Genomic DNA, 17204 nt, shown 5'->3' with positions numbered 1-17204 from the left:
GATCATGCACCCGGACAGGCCCTGTGGACAGGGTGACCTTCGGCCTCGGCCAGGCCACCCGGTCCGGCAAGGACTGGATCGACGGCGGCCACTCCGCCGAGGGCTTCCTCGGCGGAGTGGCCGCCGGACCGATGGAGTCGACCTTCCACTTGGCCGCCCGCCCAGCACCTCTCCGACGGTTCGCGGAGTACCACCTCGTCTACGCGGTCGTCCTGACCGGGGGAGGGGCGCGACGGGCTCGCGCGTTCGGCACCGGTCTGGGCCGGTCGGCCCCGGGTGGGGACATGCGGCCCCTGCCGGGAGCCTCAGCTGAGGACGACGCTCGCATCAGGACCCGATGCAGCGGATTCGGAAGGTGGACCTCATGACCCGCACGATCACCGTCGGTCTGGACGGCTCGGCCGAGAGCCGCGCCGCGGCCGAATGGGCGGCGCGCGAGGCACGGTTGCTCGGCCTGCCGCTGAAGCTGGTCCACGTCTGGGAGCCCGTACCGGAGCCTATGGCGCAGGCACCGCGCCCCTCCGCGGAGACGCAGGCGCACTGGACCGAGCGGATCCCGCGTGAGGCGGCCGCGGGCCTCCGGCTGCGCCACCCCGGCCTCGATGTGACCACCGAGCAGCTGTCCGGTCACCCCGCGGACGTCCTGGCGAGCGCGGCGAAGGACGCCGAGCTGCTGGTGCTGGGCTCGCGCGGGCTGAGCGGGATCGGCGGGTTCATGGTCGGCTCGGTCGGGCTGTCGGCCGTGGCACACGCCGAGCGGCCGGTCGTCCTGGTCCGGGCCGGTGAGCAGGCCTCCGACGAGCACGAGATGGATCCCGTCGGCATCCCGTCCGCCGCGACCGCTTTCCGGCCCGTCGTCCTCGGCCTCGGCATCGAGAGCCCTGACGAGGAGCTGATCGGGTTCGCGTTCGCCGCGGCGGCTCGCCGTGGCACATCCCTGCGGGTCGTCCACGGCTGGAACCCGCCCCCGTACTACGCCTACGGGCTCGCCTCGGACCTCGAACTCCACGGAGAACTGGCCCGACGCGAGACCACCGCGCTGACCGAGGTCCTTGCGCCATGGCGCAAGAAGCACCCGGACGTCGAGGTCACCGAGGAGTCCCGCTACGGCACCCCCGGCAACCATCTCGTCGACGCCGCCCGCGAGGCCTCCCTGGTCGTCGTCGGCCGCCGTATCCGCCGCAGCACGTTCGGCGCCCACATCGGCCCAGTCGCGCATACCGTCCTGCACCACTCCGCCGCCCCCGTCGCCGTCGTCCCCCACTCCTGAGGAGCAGTAGCCATGAAGGCAGCGGTCGCAGAAGCCCTCGGCGTGCAAGTGGCCGGACGCACCCGAGTGAACCAGCAGACCCGCCCGCCGACGTCGGTCGGCGAGTCCATGGACGCGATACGGCGCGGAGACGTCGAGGCCCGCATCGTCCTCGACCTCGGTACGGGAAGGTGAGGGCGATGGATCTGCCGGTCGTCGTCGGGGTGGACGGCTCCGAGCCCAGCCTGCGCGCGGTCGACTGGGCTGCCGATGAGGCCGTCCGACGCGGGGCGCCGCTGCGCCTCGTGTACGCCTCGCTGTGGGAGCGATACGAGGGTGCCCGGCTCGCCGAGGACCCGGGCGAGCCGTATGAGCGGTTGCGGGCCGAGGACATCGTCGGGGCGGCGGCCCGTCGCGCCCACGGTCGCCGACCCGACCTGAAGATCTCCACCGAGGTGCTGGCCGAGGAGCCCGAGTACGTGCTGGTGAGGGAGAGCAGGAGCGCCTCCCTGCTGGTGACGGGCACCCGAGGCCGCAGTGGGATCGCCGAGGCTCTGCTGGGTTCCGTGAGCTTGACCGTGGCGGGTCACGCACACTGCCCGATGATCATCGTGCGGGGCAGCCATGACAACCAGGCCCGGACCGGCATGCGCGGTCGTATCGTCGTCGGGGTCGCGGAGAAGGCGGCGGGCTCGGCGGCGGTGGGCTTCGCCTGCGACGAGGCTCGGCGACGCGGGGTGCCGGTGGACGCCGTACGGGCCTGGCGGTGCCCCACGCACGAAACCACCGACCATCCGCTGCTCGCCGGAGAGCCCGCCAGGCTGCACGAACAGCGGGCGGCCGAGGAACTCGAAGCGGCACTCCAGGACGCCCCGGCCGATGTCGAGCTGCACCGCCGTACCGTCGAGGGCCACACCCGGACCGCACTGGTGAACGCCTCGCGCGACGCCGACCTTCTGGTCATCGGAGCCCGGCGCCATCACCGCCACTTCGGGCTCCAACTGGGTCGGGTGGCCCATGGAGTACTGCACCACTCCGCCTGCCCGGTCGCCATCGTGCCCGAACGGGTGGGCGCGGCCGAGGACCGGCCGCACAGGATGTGAGAGGAGGTGGACCACCATGACGGGCAAGGTACTGGTGGCCTACGGGACGACGAACGGCTCCACCGCCCGGATCGCCGAGACCATCGCCGAAGTGCTCTGCAAGGAAGGGCTGACCGCCGAGGCCCGGCCCGCCCGATCGGTGGCCGGCGTCGAACAGTACGACGCCGTCGTGATCGGGGGCAGCCTGTACGCCGGACGCTGGCACAAGGACGCCCGCCGCTTCGTCCGGCGGCACCGCAGGGCCCTCGCCGAACGACCGCTCCGGTTCTTCAGCAGCGGACCGCTCGACGCATCGGCCGCCGAGCGGGACATCCCGCCCGTGCCCGGTGTGCAACGCGCCATGACACGGCTGGACGCCGACGAGCACGTCACCTTCGGCGGCTGTCTGGAAGAAGGCGCGAAGGGGTTCGTCGCCCGGATGATCCTCCGCTCCGGAAAGGGCGGGGACTTCCGGGACTTCGCCCGGATCGAGGCGTGGGCAGCGCGTGTGGCGGGGGAGTTGACAGAGCGTCGGAGGTGAGGAGTCCTCATCGCAGCGGCTCCGGTGCCCGGGCACCGGAGCCGCTGCGATTCGGTCCAGGGGGCGAAAGCTGAGGACCGAGGGCCGGACAGGTGGTCAGGCCGTGTCAGGCAGCCACAGGTCCGGGCCGAACACCTCGTAGTGGATGTGGTGTGCGGGGATGCCGAGGCTCAGCAGCTGGGTACGGATCGTGCGCATGAAGGGCAGTGGGCCGCACAGGTAGACGGTGGCGTCGGTCGGCACGTCCAGGCCGGTGAGGTCCATCAGGCCGGTGTGCGCGTCGGGTTCGGCGGGGGCGGGCCGCTCGTACCAGAACTCGGTCGCCGCTTGCGGTAGCCGGTCCGCCAGCTCGCGCGTCTCGGCGCGCAGGGCGTGTGCGGCCGGGGCGGTGTCCGCGTGCAGGACGAGGACGGGGCGGGTGGAGCCGGTTTCGGCGAGGTGGGCGAGCATGCCGACCATGGGTGTGCAGCCGATGCCGGCGGAGACGAGGACCAGCGGTGTGTCGGCCTCGTCGAGGGAGACGTCGCCGCAGGGCGCGGAGACGGTCAGCTCGTCCCCGGGCCGCACGGTGCGGTACAGCAGATTCGACACCTCGCCGTCCGGGGTCGCGTCCGTCCCCGCGACCCGCTTGACCGTGATGCGGCGCAGGTCGCCGCCGGCGTCCGCGGACAGGCTGTACTGGCGCACCTGGTGCACGCCGTCCGGCATGCGCATCCGGACGCTGACGTACTGTCCCGCCTTCGCCGCCGGCGCGGGGCGGCCGTCGGCGGGACGCAGCAGGAACGAGGTCACGTCCGTGGTCTCCTCGTGGCGCTCGACGACGGCCCACGGCCGCCAGATCTCGCCCGGCGTCACCCCCGCCTCCTGGTAGAGGCGGGCCTCCTGGGCGATGAGGGCACCGGCCATCAGCCAGTAGACCTCGTCCCAGGCCTCGGCCACCTGCGGGGTGACCGCGTCGCCGAGGACCTCGGCTATCGCGCCGAAGAGGTACTTGTGGACGATCGTGTAGTGGGCGTCGGTGACCCCGACCGCGGTGTGCTTGTGGGCGATCCTCGCCAGCAGGGCGTCCGGCCTGGTGTCGGGGTCGTTGACGAGGGCGGCGGCGAAGCCGGCGATCGAGCCGGCCAGTGCCCGCTGTTGGGTGCCGTCGGCCTGGTTGCCACGGTTGAACATCCCGTCCAGCAACTCGGGCCGGTCGCGGAACATCGTGGCGTAGAACCGGGTGGTGATCTCGTCGAGCGCCCCGGCCACGGCGGGCAGTGTGGCCTTCACGGCGGCGGTGGACTCGGCGGACAGCATGAAGCCTCCCAGGGCTGGGACGGGACGGGGGAAAGCGGGAACCGGCGGCCGCTGATCGCGCGGCGGCAGCCCCTGTATAGCAAGAGGAAATCCGGCATATCGGCCTCTTCGGGGTGGTGCGGGGAGGGCGAGGGACCATCGGCACCGTGATCGGGGACGAAGGTCCCGGTTCTCCGCTCCCGGGCGGGACCGACCGGTTCACGGCCGGGGCCGTTCGGCCCCACGGCGGGCGGTCACCGGGCCCGATGTCACCACCCCCGTTCCCGTGCCGTCACGCATGTGGGGCCGATACCGTGAGCAGTACCGGAGCGGGCGGCGTCCGTGCGGCCCAGGGATCGGAGGAGACGCAGGTGGGAGGCCCCGAAGAGTCCCGGGAGGCCCGTGTACGGTTGCCCCAGTTGAGGCTGGACGAACTGCTGGAGGAGCTCCAGGCCCGGCTCGACGCGGCCCGCGGCACCCGCGACCGGGTGCACAGCCTGCTGGAGGCGGTGCTCTCCGTCGGCCGGGAACTGGACCTGGAGCAGGCGCTGCACAGCATCGTCGAGGCCGCCGCGGTGCTGGTCGACGCGGAGTACGCCGCGCTGGGAGTGATCGGCCCGGACGGCAGGCGGCTGTCGGCCTTCCACACGGTCGGGGTGACCGAGGAGCAGATCGCCCGGATCGGCCCGTTCCCGGAGGGGCACGGCATCCTCGGGGAGCTGATCCGCCATCCCGAGCCGCTGCGCCTGGCGAAGATCTCCGAGCATGCGGCGTCGTACGGCTTCCCGCCCAACCACCCGCCGATGAACACCTTCCTCGGCGTTCCCATCCGGGTGCGCGACCAGGTCTTCGGCAATCTCTATCTCACCGAGAAGCGGGGCGCGGCGCAGTTCGACGAGGAGGACGTCTCGGTGACGTCGACGCTGGCCGTGGCGGCCGGGGTCGCCATCGACAACGCCCGCCTGTACGAGGAATCCCGGCTACGGGAGCGCTGGCTCCGGGCGAACGCGGAGATCACCCACACGCTGATGTCGGGCGGTGAGCAGGGCGAGGTCCTGCGGCTGATCGCCGACCGGGCCCGCGAGATCACGGGTGCGGCACTGGCCGTGGTCGCGGTGCCGATGGCGGACACCGACGCCCTCGTCCTGGAACTCGCGGTCGGGACGGACGCGGACGCACACCGGGGTCTGGTGGTGCCCGGCAAGGGCAGCCTCATCGGTGAGGCCTTCGCCGCCGGCACCCCGGTCACCAGCGGCGACGTGTCCCACGACGAGCGGATGTCGTCAGGGCCCGACGGCTTCGCCGGGCTCGGCCCGGCCGTGGCGGTCCCCATCGGGACTGACCCGGGGGCTGTCCGGGGTGTCGTCCTGCTGGTCCGTGAGCGGGGCCGGGCGGTGTTCTCCGGCAAGGAGATCGAGCCGCTGAAGGGCTTCGCCGCACAGGCGGCGGTCGCGATCGAGCTGGCGGAGCGGCGCGCGGACGCCGAGGAGGTCGCGGTGCTCCAGGACCGCGACCGGATCGCCCGGGACCTGCACGACCTGGCGATCCAGCGGCTGTTCGCCACGGGCATGACCCTGCAGAGCGCGGGCCGCTTCATCGATCACCCCGAGGCCTCCGAGCGCGTGGTGCGCGCGGTGGACGATCTCGACGAGACCATCAAGATCATCAGGTCGACGATCTTCGGTCTGCGGGCGCGCGGGGGCGTCGGCGGCTCCGGTCTGCGGGCACGTGCGATGCGGATCGTGGGCGAGTCGGCGCCGGTGCTGGGCTTCGCGCCCAGCGTGCGGATGGAGGGGCTGCTGGACACCCAGGTGTCGCGCGAGATCGCCGACCACGTGGTGGCCGTGCTCTCCGAGGCGCTCACCAACATCGCCCGGCACGCGCGGGCCGATCGCGCCGACGTCGCGCTCACGGAGGACTCCCACCACGTGCGCCTCACCGTCTCCGACAACGGCGTCGGCATCCCGTCCGAGGGCCGCCGCAGCGGGTTGCGGAACATGGCGGAGCGGGCCCAGCAGCTGGGCGGGGAACTGGAGTTGAGCCGCTTGCCGGACGGCGGGACCGCGTTGGTGTGGTGGGTGCCGGCGCCGACGGAGTAGGGGATTCCGGAAGGGTGGACGCCGCCCGCGCGGCGCCCTGCCGCCGTGCCGGCCGGCCGGGCGCCGCATCCTGGACGGGCCCGCGTCAGGCGGACGGCTGCCAGCCGAGTGCCGGACCGAGCCGCGTGGCCATGTCCGTGAGGATCTGCACGTAGTCCTCGTGGTCGAAGGTGAAAGGCAGCGCGAACGCGACCTCGTCGACCTCGCGGAACGCGACGTGCGCGTGCAGCCGTTCGGCGATCTCGGCCGAGGTGCCGACGATGTCCGGCGCGAACATCAGACGGGCCGGACCCTGCGGTGACGTGGTGCGAGGGATGCGCTTCGCCGCGTACTCCTCGTACCGCGCGCGCTGTTCGGGTGTGGCCGAGTCGGTGGGGATGACGACCAGGCCCTGGGAGACGCGAGCGGCCTCGCCGTCGGGGTGGTGGTCACGGAAGGCCCGGATGTGGGAGAGCTGGATCTGGGCGAAGTCCGTTGTCTCCTGCGGGTTTTCGGCCTTGACGACGCTGCTGGTCAGGAAGTTCATGCCGTGCTCGCCGGCCCAGCGCGCCGAACTCAGGCTGCCGCCGCCGTACCAGAGCCGCCGGCCCAGGCCGGGGGAGTGCGGCTGCACCCGATCGGAGAACACTTCGAAGCCCTCGACGCCGCTGAAGTCGGTCGCCGGCTTGCCGCGCACGAGGTCCAGCAGCCGCCGCACCCGCTCGTAGGAGAAGTCCTCGACGTCGGCGGTGTCCGGGTAGAGCGCGTCCTTGACCTGGTCGTAGTGCATCGGCGGGCCCACGCTCACGCCCGGGTTGATCCGGCCGCCGGACAGGAGGTCGACCGTCGCCAGGTCCTCGGCCAGCCGCAGCGGGTTCTCCCAGCCGAGCGGGATGACCGCGGTGCCGAGTTCGATACGGCTCGTGCACTGCGAGGCCGCCGCCATGACGGCGACCGGGGAGGAGATGCCGTACTGGAGGTGCCGGTGGCGCAGCCAGGCGCTGTCGAAGCCGAGCCGCTCGCCCAGCTCGATGATCTCCAGCGTGGACTCGTGGCCGCGGCGCGGATCCGCGTCGTCGAAGAGACCGATGGTCAGGAAGCCCAGCTTGCGCAACGGGCGAGAGGTGGGGGGCACCGGCTCCTCCAGGTGAGCACCGATCGACGTCGTACAGCTGTGGCAACTTGATCCTGGCCTGCGATGTTCCCCGCCACCGCGATCAGATCAGGGGGATGGTGACCTCGTCCTCGACCGGCGGGTCCAACTCCTGGCGGCGATTGCCCGTGGCCGCGTGGCAGCGCAGTCGGATCGCCTCCGGGGTGACGTCCAGGCGCAGGAAGCACTTGAAGAACGGCGGGCTGTAGGTCGCGGAGCTGGGGGAGAACAGCTGTGTGTAGATCTTGCGGACCGGGAGCCGGAACCGCGAGGTGCGGTCGGGGCGGCCACCCGCCCCAAGGAGACTGGCGACCAGACGGGTGCGGAAGGTGACGCGGGCGGGCCGGCCCGGGGAGCGGGTCAGGGGGATGCCCAGGCGCTCGGCGATCACGGCCGCCGCGTCGGCCTCGGTGAGGGTGAAGAAGCGGCGCAGCCGCAGTCGGCGCCCGTAGAGGGTGCTGTAGAAGGCGAGGGAGTCGCCGCGCAGCGGATAGCAGCGGAAGTCCTGCTCCGTGACGTTCGCGACGGCCACGCGCGGGATGGTGTGGGTGGCGTGCATGAAGGCACCGCCACCGCCCGAGACGACGTACTGGATGGTGCGGCCGTCCACGTCGACGGGGTAGCGCTGGTAGTTGTGGATGTCGCCGCCTATCGCCGCGACGTAGTGGTGCCCCGGGTCGCGGACGATGTCGTCGACCGTGCCGCCCCCGTCGATGGGGCACGGGTGGTGCTCACCGTCCACGTACAGGGGCGAGCCGGTGATGAGGATCTTCGGGCGCGGCCCCTGGGACACCTCGCGGAGCCAGGCGCCCTGCTCGGCGTCGATCGTCCCCAGCAGTCCGGTGTCGATGCCTATGATCCGCACGGGCCCGGCGTCGATCGCCCAGTACGGGCCGGGCTGGGCCGCCTGTTGGCCGGTCGCGGAGCGCAACTGCCGTGCCTGGTTGAGGCGTTGTCCGTCGTGCGGGCTCGGACGGTGCCAGAGCAGGGAGCGCAGCCAGGCCCGGCCGAGGGGGCGCGGCCCGGGCTCGGGGGTGAGTGGCGGGGTGTCGGCGCAGAAGACGCGCATGAACGCGCCGAGGTCCTCGTACCAGTCGTGGTTGCCCGGTATCGCGTAGATCGGCGCCGGGTAGTCCTGGTACGGGCGGAAGAACTTCGTGTCGTAGTCGTCGGCGCTGCCCACCGGGTAGATCACGTCACTGGCGACGACGGAGAAACGGGTGTCCTGACTGACCTTCAGGAAACCGGGCACGACGGCGTACTGGGGCGCGTCGCCCTCTCCGGTGTCGCCGATCACCATGAAGGAGAACCGGTCCGGGTCGTCCCGCCGGATCACCTTGTCCGCGGGCGCTCCGGCCGCCGCCCGCTGGGCCACCCAACGGCTGCGGGTACGGCCGGTGGGGTCCCCGAACCAGGAGGCCAGCACGCCGTTGCGGGCCGCCCACAGGGTCCGCGGGTCGAGCCACGAGAGCTTCTCGACCTTGGACGGCATCAGCCGTTCGTACGCGCCGGGTTCTGCGGTGCCCCAGCCGGCGCCCTCGGCGGTATCGCGTGATGAGTCAGACACCGGTGCACCGTAACAATGATCTAGCGGAGGCCGAGCAGGGGGAGGGTTCTGGCGCTCGTGAACGTCCCTGGGGTGGGCGGCTGTTGACCTGTGGTGCCGATCACCACTCGCCGGTGCGCTGCGACGCCTCGTACGGGTGCTGTCGGGCGTGCAGGCGTGCCGCGGGCGGGTCGAAGGCCGAGCTGTGCCGTGGTGCGGCCGGTTCCTCGGCGGGCTCCTTGGCGGGTCGCCGGCGGGAGGTGGGGCGGTTCCAGTTGCTGTCGCCCATGACGAGCAGGGGGTCGAACATCACGACCACGCCGGCGAGTACGAGGAAGATGACCGGTCCCAGCAGCATCGGCAGGAGCAGCGAGGAGGTCGATTCGCCGTCCCAGGTGCCGCCGGTCGTGCCGTGCACATGGACGCTGACCGCGGCCATCGCCGTGTAGTGCATACCGGACACGGCCACGCCCATGATGAGACTGGCCCCGAGACTCGTCATGAACCCCCGGATGGTGACGGCGGCCCACAGTGCCGCGCTGGCGGCGACGATGGCGATCAGGACGGACAGGGCGACGGTCGACACGTCGTAGCTGACGGCGCCGTTGAGCCGCATCGCGTACATGCCCAGGTAGTGCATCGCGGCCACGCCGAGTCCGGTGACCGTGCCCGCCAGCGCCAGGTTGGCGGTGCCGGCGCCGCGGTAGCCGACGATGAACACACCGATGCCGACCACGATGACCGCCACTGCGAGGCTGAGGAGGGTCAGGCCCACGTCGTAGCGGATCCTTGTCTCCTCGACCTGGAAGCCGATCATGGCGATGAAGTGCATCGTCCAGATACCGCAACCGATCGACGCGGCGCCCAGCGCCAGCCAACCGGGTTTCCACGACTGGTCGTTGAGCAGGGACCGGACGATGCAGCGCAGCCCCAGCGCCCCTCCCAGACAGGCCATGAGATAGGCCGCCACCGGCGTCACGACGCCATAGCGAAACCCGTCAACCGTGCCTTCCATAAGCCAACTCCCCCCAGAGTCACGGCTGCTGATGGAGCAAGGTCTACGGGTAAGGACCGGGTAAAGCAAGCGTTTACCGCCAGTAACCAGTGAACTCTGAACTATCACAGGTTCACTTTGGTCACTCAGTGACGAGATCCGGCCATGAACGACTCGGTCGGCGGTGGACTCGGGGAGCGGCGACCTTGGACGTCCGGCGTGCGGTCTCCGACCTGTGTGAGCACCCTGATGTCGAGTGGAGTGGTCCGGTCTCGGGCGCGGCGGAAGGCGACGCACCCGGGTTTCGGCGCGCAGGGACGAGATGGCGAGGGTGAGCGGCCTAGGCTCTCAGCCGGCATCGGCACGATCTCAGGAGCGCACATGGACATCCCGTACCCCGACGGCCACAGCCTTGACGAGGCGCCCGTTCCGCACGCACTGCTCGCACCCGTGCTCGGTCTCTTGGGGACGTGGCAGGGGCGGGGCCAAGGCGGATATCCCACGCTCGCCGAGGACTTCACGTACGCGCAGGAGGTCACGTTCAGCCACGACGGGCGCCCCTTCCTCCGCTACGACGCCAGGGCCTGGCTGCTCGACGGCGACGGGGCACCCCTGCGGCCGGCGGCTCGGGAGAGCGGCTGGTGGCGACTTCAGCCCGACGGCAGGGTGGAGGCGCTGATCACCCAGCCGACCGGCATCGCGGAGATCGCGGTAGGGCAGGCGGCGGACGGCGCCGTCGACCTCTCCACCCACGACGTCGCCCTCACCCCCACGGCCAAGGACGTCACCGCCACCCGCCGCCGCTACACCCTGACCGACGACGACACGCTCACCTTCGTCCACGACCTCGCGGCGGTCGGCCAACCCCTGCAGCACCATCTCTCCGCGAGCCTGCGCCGCAAGCGGTAGGCTCGTTCGCGTTCGTGTGTGCCCGAGTCGAGGAATACGGGGAGGCGAGGTCGATGACCGCGCTCAAGGTCACTGCCGTGCGCAGCGCCCGGACCTTCCTCACGTTCCGGGCGACGGTCTGACCTCCACCGGAGCTACCTCGCCGGGAGCGTGAGCTCGCGAGGCGTCACCCACACGAACACCACCATGAAACGGATCCCTGTCCCGTCATGAGCATGCGCACCGACTGGATCACGCGCGCCGAGACCGGCGCCGACATCCCCGCCATCCGCGAGATCGACCTGGCGGCCTTCGACACCCCGCTGGAGGCCGATCTGGTCGAGGCCCTTCGCACCGACACCGCCTGGATCGAGGGCCTGTCCCTCGTCGTCACCGACCAGGACGGCAAGGTCGTCGGCCACGCGCTGATGACCCGCTGCCACATCGACGACACCCCGGCCCTGTGCCTGGGACCCGTCGCCGTACTGCCCGAGTACCAGAACACCGGTGCCGGGTCAGCGGCCATCCGGGCCGCACTCGAGGCGGCCGGGAAGCGGGGCGAGCGCTTCGTCACCGTCCTCGGACACCCGCCGTACTACCCGCGCTTCGGCTTCACCCGGGCCTCGGCACACGGTATCCGCATCACCCTCGACGTCCCGGACGAGGCCATGATGGCCCTCGCCCTCGACGCGGCACATCCGCTGCCCAGCGGCACGGTCCGCTACGCGGCACCCTTCGGTATCTAAGGCCTGATCCGCCGGACAGGCCCCAGCCGGACCCGCCGTGCGGGGGCTCAACGCTCCCGCACGGCGGCATGGGAGGCTCAGTGCACCGACAGCCCGCCGTCGATGAAGAGCGCCTGCCCCGTGACGTACGCCGAGGCACCGCTCGCCAGGAACACCGCCGCACCCGCGAAGTCCTCGGCCAGACCGTTGCGCCCGACCATCGTGCGCGCGGCCAGCTCCGCCACCTTCTCGGGGTCGGACGCCAGCCGCGCGTTGAGCGGCGTCATCACGAAACCCGGCACGAGCGTGTTGCAGGTGACGCCGTACGGCGACCACGCCTCGGCCTGTGAACGAGCCAGCGACTCCAGTGCCCCCTTGGAGACCCCGTAGGCGCCGCTCTGCACGAACGCCCGGTGCGCCTGCTGCGACGTGACGTGGATGATCCGCCCGAAACCCCGCTCGGCCATGCCGGGCCCGAACCGCTGGCCCAGCAGGAACGGAGCCTCCAGGTTCACCGCCATCGTGGTGTCCCACACGTCCTCGCCCAGCTCACCCATCGGCGGCCGCAGATTGATCCCGGCGCTGTTGACGAGAATGTCGGGTTCCCCGAACACCTCCGCCACCTGCTCCGCCGCCGCACGCACCCCGGCACGGGTGCTCAGGTCGCCGCTCACCCACGCCGCCCGGCAGCCCGCCGCGGTCAACTCGTCGACCGTGGCGACCAGTTCCGCCTCCTTGCGCGCCACGACCACGACACTCGCCCCGGCGCGAGCGAGCGCCCCGGCGATCGCCCGCCCGATGCCGGAACTGCCCCCGGTCACCACGGCGACCCGGCCGTCCAGGGAGAACACTTCGGAGAGATATGTCTGCGAGCTCATGCCTCGCACCCTAGACGGACTGGGAACGGGCGGCCTACGGCGATCTGTTCGGACCCGCCCCCTCCTGCTGATCCACGGCCTCGCCGACGCCAGGGACTGCACGCGGCCGGGCGCCCGCACGAGGTGTGTCTCATGGCGGGCGCCGGTCATCAGCCGGTGGGGACCGCGGTCACCGCCGAACTGTCGGAGCGTCAACTGTGCTTTCTTCAGGGTTCTTTAGGGGTCAGCTCAACGGGTCGAGCGTGAGGTAGGCCTGTTGCGGGTTCCCGTCGTGCACGAGGGACTCGTGGTTGCCGACGTCGTCGAAGGCGAACGCGTAGGCCTTGCCGTCGGCCATCCGGTCGTGGATGACACGGGCGTAGTGGTTGGTCACCGCGTCCTGGTAGAAGGCCGCCGACGAGGCGTCCGGCTGGTTGGGGTTGGTGAGGAGCGTGGAGCGGTTGAAGCCCGCGCAGAGCGTGCGGGAGATCGGTCCGCGGACCTGGTCGTTCGGGGCGTCGAGGAGCTTGTGGCAGCCGAAGACGCTGGACGCGTCCGGCTTCTGGAAGCTGGTGACGGTCGCACCGGCGGAGTTCGTGAAGTTCATGACGCCGCCGGAGACCCGGCCGAAGTACTTGGTGTTCGGCTGGTCGGTGAACGGGGTCACCGTGAGCGTTGTCGTGGCGTACTTCTGCCAGACGCGGTTGATGTAGTCGTCCAGGACGGAGGCGGGCAGTGCTCCGGTCTCCAGGCCATAGGCGGGGGAGAGCGCGCGCAGCACCGTGCCGTCCGGGCGGCTCTGGACCAGGCCCGCCCAGCCGCCCGACTGGCCACGCAGAGCGTTGAGAACCGCGTTGTAGCCACCGGACTTGAGGTGCCCCGTGTTGATCGTGGTGCCGTCGGACCGCTGGACGCCCACCGCGTAGGGGGCGGAGAACATGTCGACCTGGGTGCTGTTGAGCCACAGGCCCGAGTCGTTGAGCGTGTACTCCGACCAGTTGAAGAGGATGTTGCGGTTCGGGTCGCTCGGATTCTGCACGGCCGGCTGCACCAGGCCGCCGGTGGTCAGCCGGAAGTCGAGCTTCTGGCCGTAGGAGAAGTAGACGCGGCCCGAGAACTTGGGCATCCGGATCGTCTTGGACTGCCCGGCGGCCGGGCCGGGGATGGAGGCGTCCGGGGCGGGCGTGGGCGGGTTGCCGCCCGCGGGCCAGGCGTGGAACGTGCCGTTCGCATCGGCCCAACCCTGCTGGCCCGTCGCGAGGTTGGTGCCGAGGTTGTAGACGTAGACGGCGTCGCTTCGGCCGGAGTTGTTGGTCAGCTTCAGGGGGATCGTGGCCGGCACCGCGCCGCTGGCGGGCTGCGACGCTCCGAGCGCGAGCAGCCCGCCGAGCAGGGTGGCCGCCGCGGCCGTGGCGAGGAGTTGGTGCCTGAGTCGTCCGAGCACTCTCCACCTCCGTGTGGGGGGATGTGGATGGGGGGATTGGTCCGTACCTGTTCTGAGAGCGCTCTCAGCGTTGCGCCGCGACGCGGGCATGTCAATGACATCGACAGAACTCGGATGTCCGTGAAGATCGCGGAAGGGCGGCACTCAGGACATGCCTGCCGTGCCGCCCTCCGGTCCGGAACGCGTGCTTCAGAAGGTGCGCTTCAACAGGTCCAGCAGCGCCGCCCAGTGCCGCTCGTCGGCCTCGCGGTGGTACGCGGCGGTGTCGGCCTGGGTGAAGCCGTGGTGCGCGCCCGGGTAGACCTCGCAGCGGTGCCGTACGCCCGCCTTGACGAGGGTGTCCTCCAGGAGCTGGATCTGCTCCGGCGGCAGCGAGGGGTCCTCGTCGGCGTGGCCGAAGTACAGCTCGGCGGTGATGTGTTCGGCCACCAGGTGCGGGCTGTCCGGGGCGTCGGTCGCGAGCCGGCCGCCGTGGAAACCGGCCGCGGCCGCGACCCGGTCCGGATAGGTGCCCGCGGTGAGCAGGGAGAGCCGGGCGCCCATGCAGTAGCCGGTCAGCGCCACCGGGCCGTCGGCCACGAACGGACTCTCGGCCAGCCACCCCAGGTAGGCGCCGGCATCGCGCTTCGCGAGTTCGGGGGTCAGGGTCTGCATGACCGGGCCGATGCTGTCCCAGAGGTCGGGCCGGCTGTCGGTGTCGATGAACTCGGGCAGCTCGAAGACCGGTGAGCGCCCGTGACGGTAGAAGACATTGGGGACGAGCACCGTGTGACCGGCCCCGGCGAGCCGGTCGGCCATCGACTTCAGGTGCGGGCGCAGGCCGAAGGCGTCCTGGTAGAGCAGGACGCCCGGGTGGGGGAGTCCGTCGCCGGGATGGACGAGGTAGGCGTCGGCGACGCCGTCCTCGGTGCGGATGTCGACGGATGTTCCCTGTACGGAGGTCATGGGGGCTGCCTCTCTGCGCAAGGGACGGCGAGCAGTTCGCCGGCCCGGGAAGGTGGGGCCGTCGATATGGTTTCACCCGCCATCCAACTGCGTTGCGGCACCCCCTGGGCCCTATTCGAACCGGGTCGTGTCCCCCGCCCCGTGCCGGATGATCTCCGCCTCGCCGTTCGAGAAGTCGATGACCGTCGTCGGCTCGGTCCCGCACTCGCCGGAGTCCACGACCGCGTCCAGCACATGGTCGAGCCGGTCCTTGATCTCCCAGCCCTGGGTCATCGGCTCGTCCTCGTCGGGCAGCAGCAGCGTGCTGGACAGCAGCGGCTCCCCGAGCTCGGTGAGCAGGGCGTGCGTGACGACGTGGTCGGGGATGCGCACACCGACCGTCTTCTTCTTGGGGTGCTGCAGCATGCGCGGCACCTCCCTCGTCGCCGGGAGGATGAAGGTGTAGCTGCCCGGCGTCGACGCCTTGATCGCGCGGAACACGTCGTTGTCGACCCGTACGAACTGGCCGAGCTGCGCGAAGTCCTGGCAGACGAGGGTGAAGTGGTGCCGGTCGTCCAGCTTGCGGATCGTCCGGATCCGGTCGATGCCGTCACGGCTGCCCAGCTTGCAGCCGAGCGCGTAGCAGGAGTCCGTCGGATACGCGATGAGCGCCCCGTCGCGGATGCTGTCGGCGACCTGGGAGATGGTGCGCGGCTGGGGGTTGTCGGGGTGCACGTCGAAGTACTTCGCCATCCGCCGAGCTTATGCCGTCCGAGGGCGGCGGCAACGCAGGCCCGGTCGCCGGGGCCGCTCGTCCCGCCGTCCGGAGCGGGAAGACCCCTGGCCATCGGTGAGGTAACGTCCGGACGACTGTGCCGAGGGCGATGCGAGGGACGAGGAGACGGGTGCCGTGGCTGGCGGAGAGGACGGTCGGGTGAAGGGCACCGGCGCGCCGTGGGCGGAGGAGCTGCTCGACCATCTGCGGCCCACCGGACGGGACGTCCGCCGGGTCGTCGCCTGGCTCGCCGACAGCGTCGACGGGACGGCCGCCCTGCAGGACGCCGGCGGTGCCCTTCTCGCCGGAACCCGTGTCCCGCTCGACGAGGACCTGGTCGCCGAGATCGTCGCCGGCCGGATCGCCTCCGCCGCCTGGGAGGGCGAGGGACGCCACCAGCGCCTGGTCAGGGTGGAGCAGCCGCACTCCGCGACGGCGTGTGTGCTGGCCGTGTCCCGGCCCGCGCCGTTCGACCGGCGGGCCGCCGACATGCTGACGCACACCGGCCAGGTCGTCGAACTCCTGCTCAGGGCGCGCGAGACGACCGCCGCCGGACTCCGGCTGGCACGGGCCACCGCCGACCTGCGGCTGGCGATCCTGCAGCTGCTGATGGTGGAGGACATCGTCTCCGCGCGCCGCGTCGCCGCGGGCCTGTGGCCCGGGCTGCTCGACACGGACTCCGCGTGCGTCTACGTAGTGGAAGGCACCGCCGAGGAGCGCGACCGGCTGGCCGAGGAGTGCGTGGCCGCCACCGAGGAGCAGGCCCTGGTCGTGCGCTGCCCGGCCGTGGACCAGCACGTGATCGTCGTGGCCCCCGACGAGACCGCCGCCCGGGAGCTGCGCTCGCTGGTCGAAGGGCGCCCCGACACCTTCATCGGCGGCAGCTCCCGCCAGACCCTGGCCCGGACCGCCACCGCCTACGGACAGGCCGTCAGCGCCCTCGCCGTCGCGCACTTCCGGCCCGACAACGCCGCGGTCTACGCCGAGCGCACCCACCCCGAACGCCTCATGGACCCGGCGCTCCTGCACGGCTGGACCGCGGACCTGCTGCGCCCGCTCGACGTACTGGCCCGCCACACCCATGGTGAACTCCTCGCCACCACCCGGCTCGGCCTGGAGTTCACCGCCGTGAGCGCGGCCAAGGTCCTGGGCGTCAGCCGCAACACCGTGCGCGCCCGCATGGAGCGGGTGGAGGGCCTGCTCGGCACGGACTTCTCCGACCTCACCGTCCGCGCCCTGGTCCACCTGGCACTGAACACCCAGGCAGGCATGGAACAGGGACCCGGCAGGGAGCGGTCCGGGCCCGTCCCGCTCGGGGAGGTGCTGTCCGGGCCCGCTCTGCGCACCTGGGCCCTGGACCTGCTGGGCCGTCTCGACCCGGACGCCCGCGATCTGCGCCGCACCCTGCGCACCTGGATCGCCGTCGGCGGGAACTCCGAGCGGACCGCGCAGACACTCGGTGTGCACGCGCAGACGGTGCGCGAGCACGTCCGCAGTGCGGAGCCCGTCCTGGAACGGCAACTTCTGGCCGCGGGCAGCGATCTCTACGAGGTCGTCCTGGCCCATCTGGCGACGGGAGAGCTGGAACCGCCCCGGTTGGCAGCATAGAAAACGCGCCATTCGGACTCACCTGTGCACAGGTGAGTCCTCCGGGCCCCGCATCGGGCACC

General features: G+C 71.4%; 17 protein-coding genes. 9 read left to right on the top strand and 8 right to left on the bottom strand.

The genetic code is table 11. The features are described 5' to 3' along the window. The first annotated feature begins 23 nt into the window (after positions 1–23). The 5 genes from OHU89_RS05610 to OHU89_RS05590 are packed head-to-tail and all read left to right on the top strand — an operon-like array spanning position 24 to position 2872. A complete protein-coding gene (locus OHU89_RS05610; protein WP_405640365.1) occupies positions 24–368 on the top strand; it encodes a hypothetical protein in 345 nt (114 codons plus the stop codon). Beyond that, the gene (locus OHU89_RS05605) at positions 365–1270 is read left to right on the top strand and encodes a universal stress protein (RefSeq protein ID WP_405640363.1); all 906 of its coding nucleotides are present in this window, start codon (positions 365–367) and stop codon (positions 1268–1270) included. Before OHU89_RS05610 ends, OHU89_RS05605 begins: the two co-directional genes overlap by 4 nt. Positions 1271–1282: 12 nt before the next feature. Continuing rightward, positions 1283–1444, top strand: a complete 162-nt coding sequence (locus OHU89_RS05600) for a hypothetical protein (RefSeq protein WP_405640361.1) — start codon at positions 1283–1285, stop codon at positions 1442–1444. A gap of 5 nt (positions 1445–1449) precedes the next feature. Further along, complete coding sequence (locus OHU89_RS05595) at positions 1450–2352, top strand: universal stress protein (protein WP_405640358.1); 903 nt, start codon at positions 1450–1452, stop codon at positions 2350–2352. Positions 2353–2368: 16 nt separating this feature from the next. Further along, positions 2369–2872 carry a flavodoxin domain-containing protein gene (locus tag OHU89_RS05590; RefSeq protein ID WP_405640356.1) on the top strand — a complete coding sequence of 168 codons (504 nt, stop codon included), beginning with the start codon at positions 2369–2371 and terminating at the stop codon, positions 2870–2872. Positions 2873–2968: 96 nt separating this feature from the next. Here OHU89_RS05590 and OHU89_RS05585 read toward each other — a convergent pair whose 3' ends face one another. Beyond that, on the bottom strand, positions 2969–4171 hold the full coding sequence (locus tag OHU89_RS05585) for a globin domain-containing protein (protein ID WP_405640354.1): 1203 nt from the start codon (positions 4169–4171) through the stop codon (positions 2969–2971). A 350-nt stretch (positions 4172–4521) separates the two neighbouring features. Here OHU89_RS05585 and OHU89_RS05580 point away from each other — a divergent pair, with 350 nt between their 5' ends. Continuing rightward, a complete protein-coding gene (locus OHU89_RS05580; protein ID WP_405654329.1) occupies positions 4522–6249 on the top strand; it encodes a GAF domain-containing protein in 1728 nt (575 codons plus the stop codon). Positions 6250–6334: 85 nt separating this feature from the next. Here the strand turns inward: OHU89_RS05580 and OHU89_RS05575 are convergent, their stop codons facing one another. From OHU89_RS05575 to OHU89_RS05565, 3 genes are all read right to left on the bottom strand, one after another. Further along, entirely contained in the window at positions 6335–7363 is a 1029-nt protein-coding gene (locus OHU89_RS05575) for an LLM class flavin-dependent oxidoreductase (protein ID WP_405640351.1), read from the bottom strand. A gap of 82 nt (positions 7364–7445) precedes the next feature. Continuing rightward, on the bottom strand, positions 7446–8948 hold the full coding sequence (locus OHU89_RS05570) for a metallophosphoesterase family protein (protein ID WP_405640348.1): 1503 nt from the start codon (positions 8946–8948) through the stop codon (positions 7446–7448). Between the two features lie 100 nt (positions 8949–9048). After that, entirely contained in the window at positions 9049–9942 is an 894-nt protein-coding gene (locus OHU89_RS05565; RefSeq protein ID WP_405640345.1) for an MHYT domain-containing protein, read from the bottom strand. A gap of 360 nt (positions 9943–10302) precedes the next feature. Between OHU89_RS05565 and OHU89_RS05560 the strand changes: the two genes are divergently transcribed. Next, a complete protein-coding gene (locus tag OHU89_RS05560; RefSeq protein WP_405640342.1) occupies positions 10303–10830 on the top strand; it encodes an FABP family protein in 528 nt (175 codons plus the stop codon). A 215-nt stretch (positions 10831–11045) separates the two neighbouring features. Further along, positions 11046–11555 carry a GNAT family N-acetyltransferase gene (locus tag OHU89_RS05555; protein ID WP_405654327.1) on the top strand — a complete coding sequence of 170 codons (510 nt, stop codon included), beginning with the start codon at positions 11046–11048 and terminating at the stop codon, positions 11553–11555. 77 nt (positions 11556–11632) lie between these two features. Here the strand turns inward: OHU89_RS05555 and OHU89_RS05550 are convergent, their stop codons facing one another. From OHU89_RS05550 to OHU89_RS05535, 4 genes are all read right to left on the bottom strand, one after another. Further along, positions 11633–12412, bottom strand: a complete 780-nt coding sequence (locus tag OHU89_RS05550) for an SDR family NAD(P)-dependent oxidoreductase (protein WP_405640339.1) — start codon at positions 12410–12412, stop codon at positions 11633–11635. Between the two features lie 223 nt (positions 12413–12635). Then, a complete protein-coding gene (locus OHU89_RS05545) occupies positions 12636–13835 on the bottom strand; it encodes a glycoside hydrolase family 64 protein (RefSeq protein ID WP_266897051.1) in 1200 nt (399 codons plus the stop codon). A gap of 189 nt (positions 13836–14024) precedes the next feature. Continuing rightward, positions 14025–14780 carry a dienelactone hydrolase family protein gene (locus OHU89_RS05540; RefSeq protein WP_405640335.1) on the bottom strand — a complete coding sequence of 252 codons (756 nt, stop codon included), beginning with the start codon at positions 14778–14780 and terminating at the stop codon, positions 14025–14027. Positions 14781–14891: 111 nt separating this feature from the next. Next, entirely contained in the window at positions 14892–15512 is a 621-nt protein-coding gene (locus tag OHU89_RS05535; RefSeq protein WP_266897055.1) for an L-threonylcarbamoyladenylate synthase, read from the bottom strand. Between the two features lie 157 nt (positions 15513–15669). Between OHU89_RS05535 and OHU89_RS05530 the strand changes: the two genes are divergently transcribed. Next, positions 15670–17142 carry a helix-turn-helix domain-containing protein gene (locus OHU89_RS05530; protein WP_405640332.1) on the top strand — a complete coding sequence of 491 codons (1473 nt, stop codon included), beginning with the start codon at positions 15670–15672 and terminating at the stop codon, positions 17140–17142. Positions 17143–17204: the final 62 nt, after the last annotated feature.

It is taken from the genome of Streptomyces sp. NBC_00019 (assembly GCF_045041015.1).
In the GTDB taxonomy this organism is placed as follows: domain Bacteria; phylum Actinomycetota; class Actinomycetes; order Streptomycetales; family Streptomycetaceae; genus Streptomyces.
This window is presented reverse-complemented; position numbering and strand designations above follow the sequence as displayed.

Coding starts and splice junctions, on each gene's coding strand:
- OHU89_RS05600 (WP_405640361.1), top strand. CDS start 1,283: ATGAAGGCAGCGGTCGCAGAAGCCCTCGGCGTGCAAGTGGCCGGACGC.
- OHU89_RS05560 (WP_405640342.1), top strand. CDS start 10,303: ATGGACATCCCGTACCCCGACGGCCACAGCCTTGACGAGGCGCCCGTT.
- OHU89_RS05550 (WP_405640339.1), bottom strand. CDS start 12,412: ATGAGCTCGCAGACATATCTCTCCGAAGTGTTCTCCCTGGACGGCCGG.
- OHU89_RS05595 (WP_405640358.1), top strand. CDS start 1,450: ATGGATCTGCCGGTCGTCGTCGGGGTGGACGGCTCCGAGCCCAGCCTG.
- OHU89_RS05585 (WP_405640354.1), bottom strand. CDS start 4,171: ATGCTGTCCGCCGAGTCCACCGCCGCCGTGAAGGCCACACTGCCCGCC.
- OHU89_RS05605 (WP_405640363.1), top strand. CDS start 365: ATGACCCGCACGATCACCGTCGGTCTGGACGGCTCGGCCGAGAGCCGC.
- OHU89_RS05555 (WP_405654327.1), top strand. CDS start 11,046: ATGCGCACCGACTGGATCACGCGCGCCGAGACCGGCGCCGACATCCCC.
- OHU89_RS05540 (WP_405640335.1), bottom strand. CDS start 14,780: ATGACCTCCGTACAGGGAACATCCGTCGACATCCGCACCGAGGACGGC.
- OHU89_RS05535 (WP_266897055.1), bottom strand. CDS start 15,512: ATGGCGAAGTACTTCGACGTGCACCCCGACAACCCCCAGCCGCGCACC.
- OHU89_RS05565 (WP_405640345.1), bottom strand. CDS start 9,942: ATGGAAGGCACGGTTGACGGGTTTCGCTATGGCGTCGTGACGCCGGTG.
- OHU89_RS05590 (WP_405640356.1), top strand. CDS start 2,369: ATGACGGGCAAGGTACTGGTGGCCTACGGGACGACGAACGGCTCCACC.